Here is a 17,140-nt window from a genome sequence, read left to right on the forward strand (position 1 = left end):
CTCCTCTCCTGGTGCTGCGGGCTCGGCGGATGCGGCGGGCTGGGCGGACTGGGCGGGCTCGGCGGGCGGGTCATCGGGGGCGTCCGGCCCGGTAGACCTCCAGGACGAGTTCGACGGCCCGGGCGGGTGCGGGCAGGCCGCCGGGTGCGGGCAGGGCCTCTTCGAGGACGACGCCGTCGGTGTGCCGGGACAGCCATTTGGCGAGGCAGCGCAGGTGCAGGGCGTTGCCGAGGTCGGCGAAGTGCGGTTTGGGGCGGGCCAGTCCGCTCAGGAAGTCCTCGGTGGCCCGGCCGGTGGGGGCGCCGGCCACCGGGTGCAGGAAGACCTGCTCGGGCAGGCCGAGCAGGGCCCGCCAGTGGGCCGCGGCGGATGCGGGGACCCGGCCGGGGCCGGTGTCGGTGGCGAGGTCGGCGCGCAGCCGGGCCACCACGGCGGACGGCAGCAGCCAGCGGCGGCGCTGGAGCACCACGTGCCGGTGGCGGAGCCGGGAGCAGAGGGTGACGTGGCCGCCGGGTGCGGCCAGGGACCGGCGGGGGGCGAGGGGCCGGAAGTCCACGACCCCGCCCGGGTGGTCGGCGAGGTGGGGCGCGATGCGGGCCGGCAGCAGCACGGGGGCGAGGAAGCCGGGGTAGAGCACGTCGAGCAGCTCGCCGGTGGTCCGCAGACGGACCCGGATCTGGTCGGTGGCTTCGTCGTGGACGAGTTCGAGGTCGGCCTCGGCGATCGGGGTGCGGTGGCGGTCGGGGCCGATCTCGTCCGGGACGAGGAGGGGGTGGAGGTTGGCGTTGAACCCGCCGACGGGGCGGATCTGGGCGGGGCGGGCGCCGGGGCCGAGGCCGCGCCGGAGCTGCCGGGACACCTCGGCGGTGGCGCGGGGGTCCAGCGAGTCCAGGAAGCGGCTGGCGAAGCGGCCCCAGCCGCCGTAGACGTGGTTGACGGCGAGCAGCCCGCAGGCGGGGTCGCGCTGGAGGAAGTAGGCGTAGCTGAGGGGCCGTTCGACGGTGGAGGCGGGGAGCCGCTCCCCGAGGGTCTTGAGGGTGTCGGCGGGGAGCAGCGCCTCGTCGCGGGCACCGGAGGGGCCGGAGGGGCCGTCGTCCGCGCGCAGGGCGTCGGCGACCTCCGCCCGCAGCCGGGCGAGGGGTTCGCTCCCGCTGGGGAACGCGTCCTGGTCGGCGGGGTCGAGGCGGGCGATCCGTCCGGCGGACTCCCAGGCGGCGGCGACGTCCGGGCCGAACTCCCAGGGGTGCGCGCAGCGTCCGCCGGCGCCGTAGCGTTCGACGAAGCGGTCCCGGACGGCGCGGCGGACGAGGTGGCCGAGGTCGAAGAGTTCGGCGAGGGCGGTGACCTCGCCGAGCGCCTCGTGGTCGGCGGCGCCGAGGAAGCCCTCGAGTGCCAGCGGGCGCGGGGCGACCACGTCCTCGGACAGGACGGTCAGCGGGGCGGAGGCGGTGGGGACGGGCCGGCCGGCGGCGGCCAGCTCGGCGGTCCAGCGTCGGGTGAGGACGGTGAGCCGTTCGGGGCGCTCGGCGGCCGGGGTGGCGGCGAACCGGGCGGTCAGCGAGCCGAGTTCGGTGATCCGGTCGGCGCGGTCGGCGTCCTCGGGGTGGCCGGGTGCGAAGGACCGCAGCCAGGCGGCGAGGCGGTGCAGGGGGTCGGGGTCCTGCGGGGGGACGGGGTCCTGCGGGACCAGCAGGCCGGCCTGGGCGAGCTGGTCGAGGAAGGCGGCGGCCGCGGCCCGGCCGTCACCACCCCTGGTGCTGCCACCGCCACCGGCGTCGGCGTCGGGCGGGCAGAGCGTCGCGGCCAGCTTCTCCGTCAGCTCCGCGAGCGGTACGGGGTGCTCGGCGAGGGCGGTGAGCAGGCCCAGCGGTCCGCCGGCGGCCACCTCCGCCTCGTCCTCGCCGGGCACGAGGTAGCGGCCACCGGCGAAGGAGGGCCGGTCACGGGAGTACGCGGCCCGTCCGCCTGCGGTGCGTGCGGTGCTGGTGATGCGGTGGGGCAGGGTGGCGCGGCGGTGCGGGGCGTCGAGGAGGGCGAGGGTCAGCGCGGTCGTCAGGGTCCGGTTGACCCGTACGACGGAGTGCAGGGGGCCGTCGAGGACGGGTGCGGCGCCCCAGGAGGCGACCGGGCGGACCGGGCCGTCGGCCGGGCCGTCTGCGGGGGCGCCGGTCAGCGGGCCCCATCCGACGGCCGTGAACCACGACAGCGGGCTGGTCTTGGTACTGGCCCGCAGGGCGTAGCGCAGCACGGTGGGCTCCTCTTTGCGGGCCCGGCGGTCGGCCGCACCGGTGGCGGCGCGGTTCACGGCGCGCCAGAGGTCGGCGCTGGTCAAGGCGGTGGCCTTGGCGAGGGCGGGTTCGCGGCACAGGGCGGCGAGCGCGGCGCGTTCGGCGTCGAGGGCGGGGCCCGTGGCGGCGTCGAGGGCAGTGAGGAGGGTGTCGCGGTCGGCGCGCAGGCTGAGCCAGGCATCGAGCCGGGGAAGGCGGGCGGGGAGGTCGCCGAGGCGGGCGAGCAGGGCGGGGCGGGGTTCGCGGCCGTTGTGCAGGGCCCGTCGCAGGGGCAGGACGACGTCGCGGTGGAAGTCGGCGGGGTGGCCGTCGCGGGCGGCGTACAGGTCCTCGCACAGGGGTGCGGTGGTCAGGGCCAGTTGGGTGTCGAGCCGCTGGAGGCGGGCCAGCAGGTCCCGGAAGGCGGCCGGGGCCGGGTGCTGGGCCGGGTGGGCGAGCACGGTGGCGCGGGCCAGCGCGTAGGGGGCGGAGCGTACCCGGTAGCCGTCGGCGCTGGGGGTGGGGTGCGGCTGCGGCATGGGTTTCCGTCCTGTGGGTGGGGGCGGCGCGCGGGCTTCCCGCCGGGCGCGTGGCACGGCGGGAAGCGTCTGCCGAGCGGTGGTGCCGTCGTGCGGTGGTGCGGTGGTGCGCCCGTGTCCCTTAGACGGGGAGTTCGGGCATCTGCGGGTGGGCGCAGGAGGACGAGCCGCAGGAACAGGAGCTGCCGCCGTTGGACGCGCCGCCCTCGGGCAGGGCGACGGTGTCCCTCAGGGAGGTCACGGTGAGTTCACCGAGGTCGAGTTCGTCGAGGTCGAAACCGGAGGACTGCGTGCGGTCGGTCATGGGTTTCCTCTCGTGGGCGGGCTCAGGCCTCGAGGGCGACGGAGTCGTGCGGCTGGGCGCAGGAGGACGACCCCTGGCAGGAGCAGGAGCCCCAGGACGCCCCGCCCTCGGGCAGTGCGGAGGTGTCCCGCATCGAGGTGACGGTGAGGTCGCCGAGATCGAGTTCCAGGTCGTGGAGTTCGAATTCGGGGGTACGTGCGGTGTCGGACATATAAGTCTCCCGGGGATGTGGAAGGGGAAAGCCGAAGGTGCACTGGACTTCAGTCGACCGGATCGTTCGGAAAGCATTGCGAGGTCGTCCGGACGGCGGCAAGCGTGCGGGGCTTCTGCCCGCTACCTGGGCAAGTCCGGTTCTACTTCGTCACGTTGACGCCGATGAGATCCGGCCACGGGGGTGTGTCCGGCCGAGGTTTCGGCCGCTCCCCAGTATTCCCCGGGTTCGCTTGAGCCCCGCCGGAGCGTAAGCGGCCGCATTTTGGGTGCGGGGCGCGGAATTGCGCCGACCGGCTTGTTTTCGGTGAATTCCCCGAGCGTTTATCGGGGCGGGTGGGAAACGGGACGTGCCCCGGGAACAGCCGCAGTGGCTGTTCCCGGGGCACGGTGGTGGGGCGCTGCCTGCCGGGTGGGTCAGTACTCGTAGAGACCGAACATGTCGACCACCATGTCGGTGGGCTCCCAGCTGCGGTTCCAGAGGTCGATGACGCCGGTCTTGCCGGTGCTCGCCTGGACCAGGTTCGGGACGGTCGCGCCCTTCGTCCAGTTCAGGTTGGAGGAGTTGGGCGGTGTCGGGCGGATCTGGGTCCCGCCGATGTACTGGGTCCAGGTGTTGGTGTCCGGGGCGACCGTGAGGTGGCCGTCGCCCTGGGTGTTGGTGACCGTCGCGTTCAGGACGTAGCCGGTGACCCACGGCTTGCCGTCGGCGAGCGGCAGGTAGCTGTAGTCCTGGCCCGGGACGGCGGACCACTTGCGGGAGTCGTACAGCCGGGTGGGCGTGACGGGCAGGTAGGCGGCCTTGCTGTCGGGGCTGTAGTAGCCGACGACGTCCACGATCACGTCGGCCGGGTCCCAGCCGCCGTTGCGGACGTTGATCCTGCCGTCGGAGCCGACGGGTACGATCACCGAGTTGGCGATCGTCTGGCCCGCCGTGAAGTTCACGTTGGAGGTGGACGGGGCCTGCTGTCCGCTCGGGAAGAGCGTCAGGTGGCCGGCGCTCTTCGGGTTGGTGACCGTGACGTTGAGGGCCACGGCGGTGACGCCCCGGGACGGGACGCCGGCCTGGCCGGCGATCTGGACGGGGAACGTGCTCTGCCCGCCGACCTGGCCCCACGAGGTGCCGAGGCCCTCACGGCTGTCGACGATGCGGGCCGGGTCCAGCGAGGTGTAGCCGCTGGCGTTGGTGCGGGTGAAGTAGCCGGTGACGTCGGCGATCAGGTCCACGTCGCCGTAGCTGCGGTTGACGAACTCCACGTAGCCGTCCGCGCCGACCGGCACGATCGTCATGTTCGGCACGGTCTGCCCCGCGACGAAGTTGACGTTGGAGGTGTCCGGCTGCGCGGTGCCCGAGGGGTAGGCCGTGACGTGGCCGCCGGAACGGGCGTTGGTGACGGTCAGGTTGAGGGCCACGGCGGTCGCACCGGCCGGAATGCCGCTGTTGCCGCCGATCTTCACCCGGGTGGTGCCGTACGGGGCGACGGGGCCTGCGGCGGCGCCGGTGCCGTCGCGGGTGTCCAGCAGCCGGGCCGGGCCGTGCGGGGTGAACTTCGAACCGTAGGACTGGACTTCCACGCTGTTGGTGGCGGTCACGTTGTTGTCCAGGTCGGTCAGGGTGACCGTGACCGTGTGGGTGCCGAGCTCGGCGAACGTGTGGTCCGCCTTGAGGAGCTTGGCGTTGGTGGTGTGGCTGGTCTCGGTCCGGCCGTCACCCCAGTTGATCTCGACGCGGATCGAGGACGCGACGCTGGTGCTGATCCGGGACGCCAGGCTGATGCCGTGCGCGGTGGTGCCGGAGGCGAGCAGGTCGACCGCGAGGCCCGGGTTGTCCTTGCCGGCGCCGGCGGCCTGTGGCGCGGCGGCCGGGTTGCCGTTCTTGCCCGCGTCGGCGGGCGCGCTCGCGGCCTTGCGGACGGTGCGCTCGGCGGGGCTGTGGAAGACGGCGGAACCCACCGCCGCCGCCTTCGCGGAATCGATCGTGGCGGCCACGCCGCCCGTACGGTCCGCAGGCTGGTCTGAGGCCTGGGCCACGTTCGGTACGAAGCCGATGGCTGCCGCGACGACGGCAGCCGAAATCATGACGCGGTGACGCTGCACCGGTCCCCCCTTGTTCTTGAACCTGTTCAGAAAGTGAAGCGCGTTCAGAGTACACACATTTCTGGTCACATATGAACGTACTTCCGCAACGCGCGCACGCCCCGTCGCTCAGGACGGCAGGGCGTTCACGGTGGTTGCAGCGGAGGTGATCAAGTTGTCGGCGGCGCGCGGAGCGCCGGGGGCGGCGCGGTGTTGCGGCGTCACGGGCCGCCGGTGACCTTCCGCAGCCCGTACAGGTGCCCGGAGTCGGGGTGGCCGATGCGCTGGTAGATCCGCGGCTCCTCCTCGGTGCCGCCGACGCTCCACGCCGGCCAGGAGCATCCCGGAACCTGTATGCGGACCTTCTGGGTCCGCACCCCCCGCCCGGGCTCGTACGACCAGGTGCCGGAGCCCGAGCACTGCGGCGGCAGGCGGTAGGGGTCGTCGCCGGGGCCGTACTCGTGGACGCTGTCGGCCGTGACCCGGCCGTCGGAGGTGAAGACCAGCTTTCCGCCCGTCTGGTCACCCCAGGTGCCGGGCAGGGTCGCCGGGTCGATCGCCGGCGGCTCGTAGGCGGGCAGCAGGCCGGCGGTGAGCCCGAGTGCGCCGAGCAGGCCGGTCCCCGCCACTACCGCCGTGCCCCACAGCGCCACCTGCCGACCCAGTCCCGGACGGCGGGGCTGGGCGATCAGGGCGCCCATCGAGAGCGACGCGGTGGCTGCGGCCCAGAAGACGAGCACGGGCCGCGTCTCCAGGTGGTTGTACGACGCGAAGGTCCAGATCGGCGGTGCCACCAGGGCCGCCACCGCGAGCGGGACCCACCACCACGCCTCGCGGCCGCCGATCCGGCGGCCGAGCTGGTCGGCCAGCGCCACCGCCGGCAGTACGAAGACCAGGGACAGCAGGACCGCGATCACCGCGACGATCACACCGAGGGAGAACAGGCCCCCCACGAGCGCGGTGTGGTCGACCGGGCTGTCCGGCGGCGGTTGGGTCCGGACGTACAGGAGGATCACCACGACGGTGAGCGCGACCTCCAGGCAGCCCACCAGCGTCGACACCAGCAGCATCCGGCCGTACGACCGTTTCTGACGCACGGCCAGCCCCCCTCGTGGCACGGCGAAATGAACGCGTCGCCGTGGCCGGCGGCGCGCGGATCCATACTGCCAGCCGGGCTGAACGTGTTCAATTCATTCTGGGGGCCCCGGCTGTCGGCGAGCCGGTCAGGCGACCAGCTCGTAGATGCCCCGGGCCGCCAGCCACAGACCGACGAGCAGCGAGAGCGTGACGATCAGCTGCTCCTGGTGCTGCTCGAGCCACCTGCGCAGGGCCTCCAGCCGGGCGGCCGCGGCGGCCGGTGCCCGGAGCATGTACATCTCCATGACGATGAGGCCGAGCGTGGCCAGCAGGCAGTAGCCGGTCAGCGCGAGCCAGTCGGTGAGGGAGGAGAGGTCCGCGGCGACGACCGTGGCCGCGCCGGCGCCGACCAGCGCCCAGGGCTGCAGCAGCCAGGCCAGCCCGGCGGCCGTCCCCAGTGAGGCGCCGTCCACCTTGGCGGTCCAGCGCGGCGGGCCGTGCGGGCGGGGCGGCCGGCGGCGCCGGTGCGCCGCGTACAGCACCATCCCCAGGCCGATGGCGAGTTTCGCGCTCGCCGCGGCGGTCGACGGCGCGCTGTGGCGGGCCGGGGGCTCGCCGCCGGTCAACAGGACCACGCACGCGATGACCACGACCAGGTTGGCGAGCCACGACAGCAGGAACGCCAGGCCCTTGCGGACGCCTCGCGGTGAGGAGAGCAGCAGGATGAAGGCGCTGTTGTGCAGGGGGCCCAGGGTGATGGCCGTACCGATCACGACCAGGTCGAGGACCATCAGCGCAGTCACTCCCCAAGGCCAGGGCCGTCTGCCGCCTTCGGACGGGTGGACCGCAGGCGGGCTCGGGCGGCGCTGTCGCGGCACCGCGTTCCGACTCTGCGTCGGGCGGCCCGAGCGGTCAAGCAGGCCACGCCCACGTTCCCGAATGCCGCACGGCGGATGGCGGGCGCCCGGCCGGGCGGCCCGGCCGGGCGGCGCCGACTCGCCGGGGCCGGCCGAGCGGGTCAGGACACCACGGGGGTGGCGTCCACCTCGGTCAGCTTGACCGTGTACAGGCCGCTGCGTTCGCTCTTCACGTCCGTCACCTTGAGCTGCGTGCCCGGTGTGAGGATGTACTCCTCCTCCCCCGTGAAGGCGGAGAAGCTCCTGATCCCGACCGCCTTGGCGGGCGTCACCTCGAAGAGCGTCCGCTTGCCGCGGCTGCCCAGGAAGGACCGCGCCACGTTCAGCTGGGAGGTGCACGAGGAGACGCCCCACCAGGTGACGGTCCGGCCCACCGGGTACTGCGACCGCAGGTCCAGCGACACGCCGCGCCACAGCGGCTGCGTGTGCGCGGGCAGCCCTCCGACCGCCGAGAACAGCAGGCGCAGGTACGGCAGGTAGGGGGTGACCCGGCTGCGGTCCGGGGAGCGCAGGACGGCGTTGATCTCGCGGTAGAACGCGGACTCGCAGGTGTAGAGGTAGAGGGCGGCGATCGCGTCGGCGGACAGGCCGCCGGACATCTCGTCGGCCCGCCGCTTGCCGAAGTCGCGTGAGCGGTCGATGTGTCCGGCGAGCCCGGACAGCGTCCGGGCGACCGGTGCGACGGCGTCCTGGAAGTCCATCAGCGGGGTGTCGAAGACGCCGGTGATCGCGGGGAGGACCAGGCCCTCGTCCTTGACGCTGGTGAGCCGCTCCAGGTACAGCTGGTGCAGGTTCATGGTCGACTCGATGAAGGCGCCCATGCGTGCCGCGACCGCCCCGTCCGCGCCGGCCGTCCCCGCGTTCCATCCCTTGCTGGGCAGCCAGTCGATCGGGTCGGCGCCCAGCGAGACGAGGGCCTCGTTCACCAGGGCGAAGTGGTCGCCCTCGCAGAAGATGTCGCCCTGCGCCGCCGGGTTCGCGTGGTCGATGTGGCGGACCTCGACGTCCGGGTACTTCTCCTGGATCCGCAGGACGACCCGCTTGAGGTTGCGGGCGTGCGCCCCCCACCAGGCGAAGACGATCCCGCGGTCCTCCTCGGCCGCGTCCTGCTTGGCCTTGAGGATCTCCTCGACGATCCGTTCGGCGACGGGCCGCCAGAACGCCGTGTGCTGGTCGGCGCCCATCGCTGCGTCGCCGCTGGCGGTGAGGGAGGCGTTCAGCAGCAGCACGCCCTGCGTGAGCATCGCCTGGAACCACTCGGGCGGCTGGACGGTGTCCTGCTCCTTCAGCAACGCGCGCACGTCGGCGATGGGCGTCTTCTTGGCTATGCCGTACTTCCACATCGCCGCCGCCTTGATGAGGCAGCGGATGCTGACGACCCTGCCGAACTGGCTGTCCTTCCAGTCGCCGAAGGTGTTGTCGAACATGGCGATGCCGGTCGCGCTCTCCGCCCGCGGGTAGGGGTTCTGGCCGAAGGCGACGACCTTCCACTTGTGCGGCGGGTTGGGCTTGAGGGCCTGGAAGGTCAGCTCGCGCACCGGGACGACCTCGGGGCTGCGGCCCTTCCCGATGAAGTGGGGGGCGTCCGGCAGCGCCTCGATGACCGGCTTCAGCAGCGGGAGCCAGGGCTCGCCGCCGCCGTCGAAGAGTTCGGTGAGAGCCAGGGGGTCGTTCGCGTCCGTCATGGCGGAGGGGCTCTCGTTCGTCGGGGTCGGGGCGGGGACCTGGCCGGTCGGGTGGCCGGCGGGGGCGGGGGCGGGCGGGGCGGTCTTCGGCACCACGATGCGCACCCGCTCCTCGGCGGGGGCGTTCTCGATGCCGTTCAGCTGCGTGACGATGGTGGCGCGCAGCTCGTCGTCGTCCTCGAACCAGTGGTCGTGGAAGAGGGTGTAGCCGGTCCACATGAGGTTGGCGCAGACCCTGGCCGGGACCCGGCCGGTCTGTGCGCCCATCCCGACCAGGGCCACCGAGCGGATGCTGCCGGGCTGCCGCCGGTTCTGCCGGTGAACGGCCTGGAACGCGGCGGCGCAGGCCAGGGCGACGTTCAGGGTGGCGCTGACGTTCTGCGAGGACCGGACCATGGTCGGTGTCGATATCAGGTACCGGGGGGTGGCTGCCCCCGAGGGGACGCAGACCGCGCTGCCCACCGGGAGGACTCCGGCGAACCGCTCGCGGATCGCGCGCTGCACGCGGACCTGGATGCCGGATCCGAGGTGGCGCTTGACGGCGGCGTCGACCCCGCCGTCCATCCGGCCCCGGGAGTTCGTCGGGGTGACCCAGGCGTCGACGTCCTCTTCGAGGATCGAGCCCCGGCGGATCTCGATGCCGGGGGTGTCCGCGAACGCCGCCCGCCATGCCTCCACCACGCGCTCGTTCACGTCGGTCAGCACCACCCTCAGCGTGGGCTGAACACTGCTCTCGGTCATCGTCCGCTCCTGTCGGAAGGCCCTTGCAACATTGCGAAGGTATCCGGCGGCACTGACAACGACGGTTCTGTGCGGTGGGGGTGAGTGGCCGTCACAGCTGCGCAAACGTCCCTCCGGGACGGTCCGGGGCGCGCCGGGTGTGTCGCGGTGGGTGGGTCCGGGCCGGGCGCGCAAGCTGGGAGGCGGGCCACGGGCGGCCGGCGGTGATCGCGGCCGCATGTCCGGGAGGTTCTCGGGAACCCGGCAGGCAGGGGGCGTTCGAGCAGGAGGGAAACAGGAAGCCATGGCATCCGATTCGTCGCCGGTGTCCGTGCCGGCCACCACGGGCACCGTCACCACCGCCGTGCCGGCCCGTCTCGACCGGCTGCCGTGGTCCGGGTGGCACTGGATGATCGTGATCGGCCTGGGCACCGTCTGGATCCTCGACGGGCTCGAGGTCACCATCGTCGGCAACGTCGCCGGCCGCCTCGCCGAGGAGGGCAGCGGTCTCGACATTACCGCCGCGCAGGTCACCGGCGTCGCCGCCGCCCTCTACGTGGCGGGCGCCTGTTTGGGGGCGCTCTTCTTCGGCTGGCTGACGGACCGCTACGGCCGCAAGCGGCTCTTCATGGTGACCCTGGTCGTCTACCTGGGTGCGACCGCGATGACCGCGCTCTCGTTCGAGTCGTGGTGGTTCTTCCTCTTCCGCTTCCTCACCGGCTTCGGCATCGGCGGCGAGTACGCGGCCATCAACTCGGCGATCGACGAGCTGATCCCGTCCCTGTACCGGGGCCGGGTCGACCTCATCATCAACGGCAGCTACTGGCTGGGCGCGATCGGCGGCGCCCTGCTGTCCGTCGTGATGCTCGACACCGACGTCTTCCCCGCGAACCTCGGCTGGCGGCTCAGCTTCGCCCTGGGCGTCGTCCTCGGCCTGGCCGTCCTGCTCGTACGCCGGCACGTTCCGGAGAGTCCGCGCTGGCAGTTCATCCACGGCAGGCAGGAGGACGCCGAGGCGCTGGTGTCGTCGGTGGAGGAGCGGATCGAGCGGGAGAAGGGCGAACCCCTCCCGCCGCCGGCCGGTGAGATCACCGTCCACCAGCGCAAGAGCATCGGCTTCGGCCTGATCGCCCGGACGGTCTTCGGCCGCTACCCGCGCCGCGCGGTCCTGGGCCTGTCGCTCTTCATCGGCCAGGCGTTCCTCTACAACGCCGTCACCTTCGGCTTCGGCACCATCCTGACGACGTTCTTCGACGTGCCGACGGGCAGCACGGGCTACTACTTCGCCGTCATCGCCGCGGGCAACTTCCTGGGGCCCCTGCTGCTCGGCAAGCTGTTCGACACGCTCGGGCGCCGGATCATGATCTCCTCGACCTACCTGCTCTCCGGTGTGCTCCTGTTCGCCACGGCATGGCTGTTCGACCGGGGATCGCTCACCGCGACGACCATGACGGCCTGCTGGTGCGTGGTGCTGTTCTTCGCGTCGGCGGGCGCCTCCAGTGCGTACCTGACCGTCTCGGAGGTCTTCCCCATGGAGACCCGGGCCATGGCCATCGCCTTCTTCTACGCCCTGGGGACCGCGGCCGGCGGCATCAGCGGCCCGCTGATCTTCGCCGACCTCACCTCGTCGGGCGTGGTCGGCGACACGGCGCTCGCCTTCCGGATCGGCGCCGCGCTGATGTGCGCCGCCGGCCTGGTGGCGGTCTTCCTCGCGGTCAAGGCCGAGCGCCGTTCGCTGGAGGACATCGCCGAGCCGCTGTCGGTGGCGAAGCCGGACCCGGCCGGCTCACGCTGACCGCGCCCGGCCCTGCTCAGCGGCCGCTGTCGGTCAGTTCGGTGAGGTCGGTGAGGTCCGTGCGTTGGGTGGCGGTCGACGGTGACGCCCCGCGCTGGTGGGGCACGGGTGCGTGCGGGGACGGCGCGGGGTGCTCGTCGTGCCGGAGGGCGACCGTGCGGGTCGGGGCGGGGATGGAGATGCCCTCCGTACGGAAGCGCCGGTGCAGGCGCTTGATGAACTCGTGCTTGATCCGGTACTGGTCGCTGAACTCGCCGACGCCCAGGATCACGGTGAAGTTGATGCGGGAGTCCGCGAACGTGTGGAAGCGGACGGCTCCTTCGTGGTCGGGGACGGCGCCGTTGATGTCGGCCATCACGCTGTCGACGACGTCGAGGGTCACCCGCTCGACGTGCTCCAGGTCGCTGTCGTAGCCGACTCCCACCTGGACCAGGATGGAGAACTGCTGTTCCGGCTGGGTGAAGTTGGTCATGTTCGTCCGGGCGAGACGTCCGTTGGGGATGATGACCAGGTTGTTGGAGAGGTTGCGCACCACGGTGTTGCGCCAGTTGATGTCGACGACGTACCCCTCCTCGCCGCTGGTGAGCCGGATGTAGTCACCGGGCTGCACGGTCTTCGAGGCGAGGATGTGCACTCCGGCGAAGAGGTTGGCGAGGGTGTCCTGGAGTGCCAGGGCCACCGCCAGACCGCCCACGCCGAGGGCGGTGACCAGGGGCGCGATGGACACGCCGAGGGTTTCCAGGGCGACGAGGACGCCCATCACGAGGACCACGATCCGGGTGATGTTGACGAAGATGGACGCCGACGCGGCCACCCCGGTGCGGGTCCCCGCCACGGACTGGACGAGGCCGGCGACGACCCGCGCCGTGCTGAGGGTGGCGATGAGGATGAGCAGCGCGGTCAGGGACTGGTTGACGAATCCCGAGACCCGGGCGGTGAGCGGCAGGGTCGTGGCGGCGACCGCGGCGCCGGCGATGAGGGCGGCGCCGGGGGCGATGGTGCGCAGCGCGTCGACGATGACGTCGTCGCCCTTCCAGCGGGTCCGCTCGGCGTGCCGGCCCAGCCACCGCAGGAGGGCGCGCAGCAGCAGCCCGGCGGCGGCGCCGGCTGCCAGCGCGATGCCGGCGACCAGCCAGTCGTGGAGGACGAGTTCCCGGTTCAACGGACCTCCTCCGCTGCGCGTCCCCAGGCCGGGGGCGTGGCGGCGGGCGCCGCCGGGCGTCGTATGAGGTGTGTCGTCACCTTGTCACCTGTCAGTTCGTCGTGCAGTGGGCCGCGTTCGGGCGTGTGTGCGCATCCGAAAACGGGCTGCCATCCTGCCCCATGGCGGGGTGACGCACCGCAGGCGGGGCGGTGGCCGGGTCGTGTGGCGGAAGTGGGTCATGACGTTGCGCAACGGATCTGATGCGATGCCACGCGGCACTGGCTATGCCGCGGGTCCCGGACTAGTCGACGCGTTGGGGGTCGTGAGCCGACAGGCGACCGAGTCGCTCGGTGAGGGCATCGATGTGCTCCGGCTGATCCAGGACGGACATCGCCGCTTCTTGTCTGCGATGGAGTGCGGCGACGTCTTGTCGCAACGCGCGAAGGCGCGCAGGCATCCGCAACCGCGTCTGCCATGGGTGCCACAGCGCCCGGAGCAGGTGTTGAGCTGTCGCCTGCCGGTATTCCTCACACTGCGTCATGAGTTCTTCGAGCGATTCACCCAGGACACCGCCCAGGTGGAGATCGACCGCTGCGATGACCTCGCATTGCAGGGCACGTTCCTCGCTGCCTCCGGCAAAGTCCAGGACCCTGCGGGGTACGCCCGCCGAGAGCGCAGCCACCACGAGATCTGCGATCGCTTCCCGCTGCGTGTGCTCGGCGTCATGGCCGTCCTCCAGGACCGCCGTGACGCCAAAACGTGCCGTGGCAAGCAGTCGCGCCCCGGCCAGGTGCCGTGACGGACGCTCCCTCCGGCTCGGCACGATGTCGCACACCCTGTCGCGTACCGCTGTGACGCGCAGGAGTTGTTGCATGACCGCGGCTCGCTGCTGCCGACGTTCCTGGTTCTTGGAGAGGTAGTTGGTCACCGCGGCGCCGACGACACCGCCGGCCGTGGTGTATGCCAAGTCCATCCATCCAGGCATGGAAGCCGCCTCACTGTGCCGGGAGCAAGGAGATCACTTCGCACCGAGACGGTCCGAGTGTAAGCGGGCTGCTGGGACCAGCACCACGCCCGACGAAGCGTGATCATCCACGCTCAAGATCCACTTTCGCAACAGGCCCTAGCCTCGTACTGCGGCGTGTTCGAGGACGGCGCGGACCTCGGCGGTGATCGCGGTCTCGTTGCGTTCGAAGTCGGGGCCGGTCAGCAGCTGGGGGTCGGCCGGCAGGCCGGTGAGCACGGGGGTGTGGAGGTGGCCGCCGGGCAGGTGCGGGGCGAGTTCGGCGCGGAGCCGGTTGGAGCGGTAGGCGACCTCGTTGGACAGGTAGCCGCCTCCGCCGCCCGCGACGGCGCGGGAGCCGGGTGTGGGGCCGTCGGTCCGGTCCACGGGGGCCGTGGCGCCCGCCGGGATCTCGGTGACGTCGGGGTTGAGGAGGACGGGGTAGGGGCTCTGCACGGCGGCGGTCACGGCGTCGGCGGGGAGCGTGGTGCGGATGAACTCCGGTCCCGGGCCGAGGCCGGGGGCGGTCACCGGGTGTTCGCGGGTGCCGCCGGACAGGGCGCGTGCGTTGTCGGGGTAGGGGTCGGCGGACCGGGCCCGGCCGGCCCAGTCCTCAAGGGTGAAGATGCCGGGGTAGCCCTGGCTGACGGTGGTGATGATGTCGGCCGGGGCGGGGCCGGCGGCCAGGCGCGGGGCGAAGGCCCGTTCCACCATGCCGGCGTCGAAGTCGGCGTAGCGCACGGGCAGGACGACGGCGCGGATCTCGGCGGGGCTGCCGTCGGCGAGGGTCACGCGGCGGCCGTTGAGCTGGAGGGCGGCCGATCCGGAGGGGTTGGCGCGGCGTATCTCCGCGTCGAGTCCGAAGGGGTCGAAGCCGCTGATGAAGACGCGGCGTACGCCGGGCGCGGCCTGGAAGGCGTTGTCGGTGAGGCCGCGGGAGGCGTCCTCGAAGCGGGCGCGGAGCGCCGCCCTGTCGACGGTGAACCCCGGCTGCCAACGGGCGAGTTCGGCGGTCATGGACAGCCGTGCCCAGTACAGGGGCCGGTCGTCCGCGGGGGCGAGGTCGCCGCCGGGCCGCTGTCCCTGGGCGCGGCGTACGGAGGCCTGCCAGAGGGCCTCGCCCCAGGAGCGCAGGAGGCGTTCGGCTTCGGCCGGGCTGCGTGTCGTGCACAGGGCGGCGGGAAGGCGCCGTACGAAGTCGGTGAGCCCGCCTCGTTCGACCAGGGCGGTGGTGCGGGCGTCGGCGAGCCGAATCTGTTCGGCGTCGAGCGCTGCGGCGGCCGGGGGGCGGCAGGCGGTGGCGCCGGCGGCGGTGGCGTGGGCGGGTGAGGCGAGGGCCAGGGGCAGGACGGTGGCGAGGAGGGCGGCGGCCGAGGCCGCACGACGTAAGAACATCATGTGATGTGACATTACATAGCGGCTGTCGCCCTCACCAGGCACACCGGGCGCAGCCGCCGGGAGTGGCTGGACTGCGCCGCCGGGGCGTCCGGTTCGGCGCACGGCGGGGTGGTGGCGGCGGTGGGGTGAGAGGGTGACGGCGTTGACGGGCGGCGGCGCGTGGGACGGCCGCGGCGGGTGACGGTGCGATCGGGGGCGGGGAACGTGGATCGGGTCGACGCGATAACGGACGTGGCCGGTGTGCGCGTGGGGCATGCCGCGCTGACGGGTGAGGGGGCGCTGTCGGGAACGACGGTGGTCCTGGTTCCGCCGGGCGGGGCGGTCGCGGCGGTGGACGTGCGCGGTGGAGGTCCCGGGACGCACGAGACGGACGCGCTGGACCCGCGGGCTCTGGTCGAGCGGGTGGACGCGCTCGTGCTGACCGGTGGCAGTGCGTACGGGCTCGCCGCGGTGCACGGTGTCATGGAGTGGCTGGAGGAGCGGGGGCGGGGCGTGCCGGTGGGGCCAGGGGCGGGGCAGGTGGTTCCCGTGGTGCCGGCGGCCGCGCTGCTGGACCTGGGGCGGGGCGGGGACTTCGGGCTCCGTCCGGGGCCGGCGCTGGGCCGGCGGGCGGTGGAGGCGGCCTCGGCCGCGGCGGTGGGTGCGGCGGTGGCGCAGGGGTCGGTCGGGGCGGGGACGGGCGCGGTGGCGGGCGGCCTGCGCGGCGGGGTCGGGTCGGCCAGTGTGTGCCTGGAGGGCGGGGCGGTGGTGGGCGCCCTGGTGGTGGTGAACGCGGCCGGGTCGGTCGTCGATCCCGCATCGGGCGCGCTGTACGGGGAGTTGTATGCGGGCCGGCGCGATGTGTGGCCGCGGCCGCAGGTGCACGAGCGGGCGCGGCGGGCCTTGGACGAGGCCCGTGCCACGACGCGGTCGCGGCGCGGCGCTCCCGCGGAGGGCGGGTCGGGGGCGGTGATGAACACCACCCTCGCCGTGGTGGCGACCAACGCCGACCTCACGCGGGCCCAGGTGCAGAAGATGGCCGGCACGGCCCATGACGGGCTGGCCCGGGCGATCCGTCCCGTGCACTTGATGAACGACGGGGACACCGTCTTCGGGCTCGCGTTGGGCGGGCACCCGGTGGCGGGGATGGCGGAGTTCAACGAGGTGCTGGGGGCGGCGGCGGACGCCGTGTGCCGGGCCGTGGTCCACGCGGTGCGGGCCGCGGAGGGTTTCGACGGTCCGGGCGGCCTGTTCCCGTCCTGGCGGGACCTCTACGGTCAGGAGCCGGGCGTCCGGGACGGTGGGTGAGGGTCGGTCATCGCGGGGTGTGCCGGGCCCGGTCGGCGGTCGGGGTGGGGCCGTCGGGGGCGGGGCCGTCGGGGGCGGGGGCTCTGAGGTGCGCCCGTCAGGGCCGCAGGCCCGCCCGCGCGAGTGCGATCCGGGACAGGGCCGCGACGGACTGCGGGTCGCCGCGGCGCCAGGCGTCCGCGAGGCCGCCCGGCGGGGCGGGGATCGCCAGGAGGTCGCCCGGCGGTCCGGTGAGGGCGCGCAGCGCGAGCAGGTCGGCGCCGCCGGGTGCGTCCAGGAGATGCCGGATGGAGGCGCTGCGACGGATCCAGCGCAGGCGCGGGGGAAGCCACAGCAGGAGTACGAACGCCACGGGGACGACGATGAGGACGACTGCGGCCAGGGTGGCCAACTGGCTGACGGTGTCCTGGAGCGACTGTCCCGCGTCGGCGATCCCGGTGCCGGCGTCGGCCGCGGACCGGAACGGTTTCTTCAGGAGGTCGCCGACCAGCGGCACGTCCGAGGCGGTGTCACCGGCGTCGCCGAGGGCGCTGGCGAGGCTCTTGCCGGAGCTCTCGACCTTCCGTCCCGGCTCGGCCAGCAGCATGATCGCGTCGTGGACGGCGAGGGCGAACCACACCGCGGCGGCGATCAGGAGCGCGGCGATCAGGTCCGCGAGGATCTGGCGGTTGCGCCGCGCTGGGGTCTGGGCGTAGAGAAGCATCGGCTGCTCCCGTTC

13 protein-coding genes are annotated in these 17,140 nt (G+C 73.0%); 2 read left to right on the forward strand and 11 right to left on the reverse strand.

Going from position 1 to position 17,140, the window contains the following annotated elements; translation table 11 throughout:
• Window positions 1–70: 70 nt before the first annotated feature.
• From ACZ6JT_RS32455 to ACZ6JT_RS32485, 7 genes are all read right to left on the reverse strand, one after another.
• Window positions 71–2,806 carry a lantibiotic dehydratase gene (locus tag ACZ6JT_RS32455; RefSeq protein ID WP_469215359.1) on the reverse strand — a complete coding sequence of 912 codons (2,736 nt, stop codon included), beginning with the start codon at window positions 2,804–2,806 and terminating at the stop codon, window positions 71–73.
• 121 nt (window positions 2,807–2,927) lie between these two features.
• The gene (locus tag ACZ6JT_RS32460) at window positions 2,928–3,110 is read right to left on the reverse strand and encodes a thiazolylpeptide-type bacteriocin (protein ID WP_469215366.1); all 183 of its coding nucleotides are present in this window, start codon (window positions 3,108–3,110) and stop codon (window positions 2,928–2,930) included.
• Window positions 3,111–3,132: 22 nt separating this feature from the next.
• On the reverse strand, window positions 3,133–3,321 hold the full coding sequence (locus ACZ6JT_RS32465) for a thiazolylpeptide-type bacteriocin (RefSeq protein WP_365478096.1): 189 nt from the start codon (window positions 3,319–3,321) through the stop codon (window positions 3,133–3,135).
• Between the two features lie 416 nt (window positions 3,322–3,737).
• Window positions 3,738–5,399, reverse strand: coding sequence for a hypothetical protein (locus tag ACZ6JT_RS32470; RefSeq protein ID WP_469215369.1), 1,662 nt, complete (start codon window positions 5,397–5,399; stop codon window positions 3,738–3,740).
• A 218-nt stretch (window positions 5,400–5,617) separates the two neighbouring features.
• Window positions 5,618–6,493, reverse strand: a complete 876-nt coding sequence (locus ACZ6JT_RS32475; protein WP_469215371.1) for a hypothetical protein — start codon at window positions 6,491–6,493, stop codon at window positions 5,618–5,620.
• Between the two features lie 126 nt (window positions 6,494–6,619).
• Window positions 6,620–7,264 (reverse strand): GAP family protein, encoded by a 645-nt coding sequence (locus ACZ6JT_RS32480; protein WP_469215517.1) that lies wholly within the window; start codon window positions 7,262–7,264, stop codon window positions 6,620–6,622.
• 227 nt (window positions 7,265–7,491) lie between these two features.
• The gene (locus ACZ6JT_RS32485) at window positions 7,492–9,816 is read right to left on the reverse strand and encodes a macro domain-containing protein (RefSeq protein WP_469215373.1); all 2,325 of its coding nucleotides are present in this window, start codon (window positions 9,814–9,816) and stop codon (window positions 7,492–7,494) included.
• Between the two features lie 283 nt (window positions 9,817–10,099).
• On the opposite strand from ACZ6JT_RS32485, the gene ACZ6JT_RS32490 reads away from it, so the two are divergent.
• Window positions 10,100–11,590, forward strand: coding sequence for an MFS transporter (locus ACZ6JT_RS32490; RefSeq protein WP_469215374.1), 1,491 nt, complete (start codon window positions 10,100–10,102; stop codon window positions 11,588–11,590).
• Window positions 11,591–11,606: 16 nt separating this feature from the next.
• Here the strand turns inward: ACZ6JT_RS32490 and ACZ6JT_RS32495 are convergent, their stop codons facing one another.
• The 3 genes from ACZ6JT_RS32495 to ACZ6JT_RS32505 all read right to left on the reverse strand — a co-directional run bounded on the left by ACZ6JT_RS32495 (window position 11,607) and on the right by ACZ6JT_RS32505 (window position 15,135).
• Window positions 11,607–12,752: a mechanosensitive ion channel family protein gene (locus ACZ6JT_RS32495; RefSeq protein WP_469215377.1), complete on the reverse strand. Its 1,146-nt coding sequence runs from the start codon at window positions 12,750–12,752 to the stop codon at window positions 11,607–11,609.
• 283 nt (window positions 12,753–13,035) lie between these two features.
• Entirely contained in the window at window positions 13,036–13,707 is a 672-nt protein-coding gene (locus ACZ6JT_RS32500; protein WP_469215379.1) for a hypothetical protein, read from the reverse strand.
• A gap of 150 nt (window positions 13,708–13,857) precedes the next feature.
• Window positions 13,858–15,135, reverse strand: coding sequence for a pyroglutamyl peptidase (locus tag ACZ6JT_RS32505; RefSeq protein ID WP_469215380.1), 1,278 nt, complete (start codon window positions 15,133–15,135; stop codon window positions 13,858–13,860).
• Between the two features lie 204 nt (window positions 15,136–15,339).
• Between ACZ6JT_RS32505 and ACZ6JT_RS32510 the strand changes: the two genes are divergently transcribed.
• Window positions 15,340–16,422: a P1 family peptidase gene (locus ACZ6JT_RS32510; RefSeq protein ID WP_469215382.1), complete on the forward strand. Its 1,083-nt coding sequence runs from the start codon at window positions 15,340–15,342 to the stop codon at window positions 16,420–16,422.
• Between the two features lie 97 nt (window positions 16,423–16,519).
• Here the strand turns inward: ACZ6JT_RS32510 and ACZ6JT_RS32515 are convergent, their stop codons facing one another.
• Window positions 16,520–17,125, reverse strand: a complete 606-nt coding sequence (locus tag ACZ6JT_RS32515; protein WP_469215384.1) for a hypothetical protein — start codon at window positions 17,123–17,125, stop codon at window positions 16,520–16,522.
• Between the last annotated feature and the right edge of the window lie 15 nt (window positions 17,126–17,140).

This window comes from Streptomyces sp. NPDC046308, from assembly GCF_055588065.1.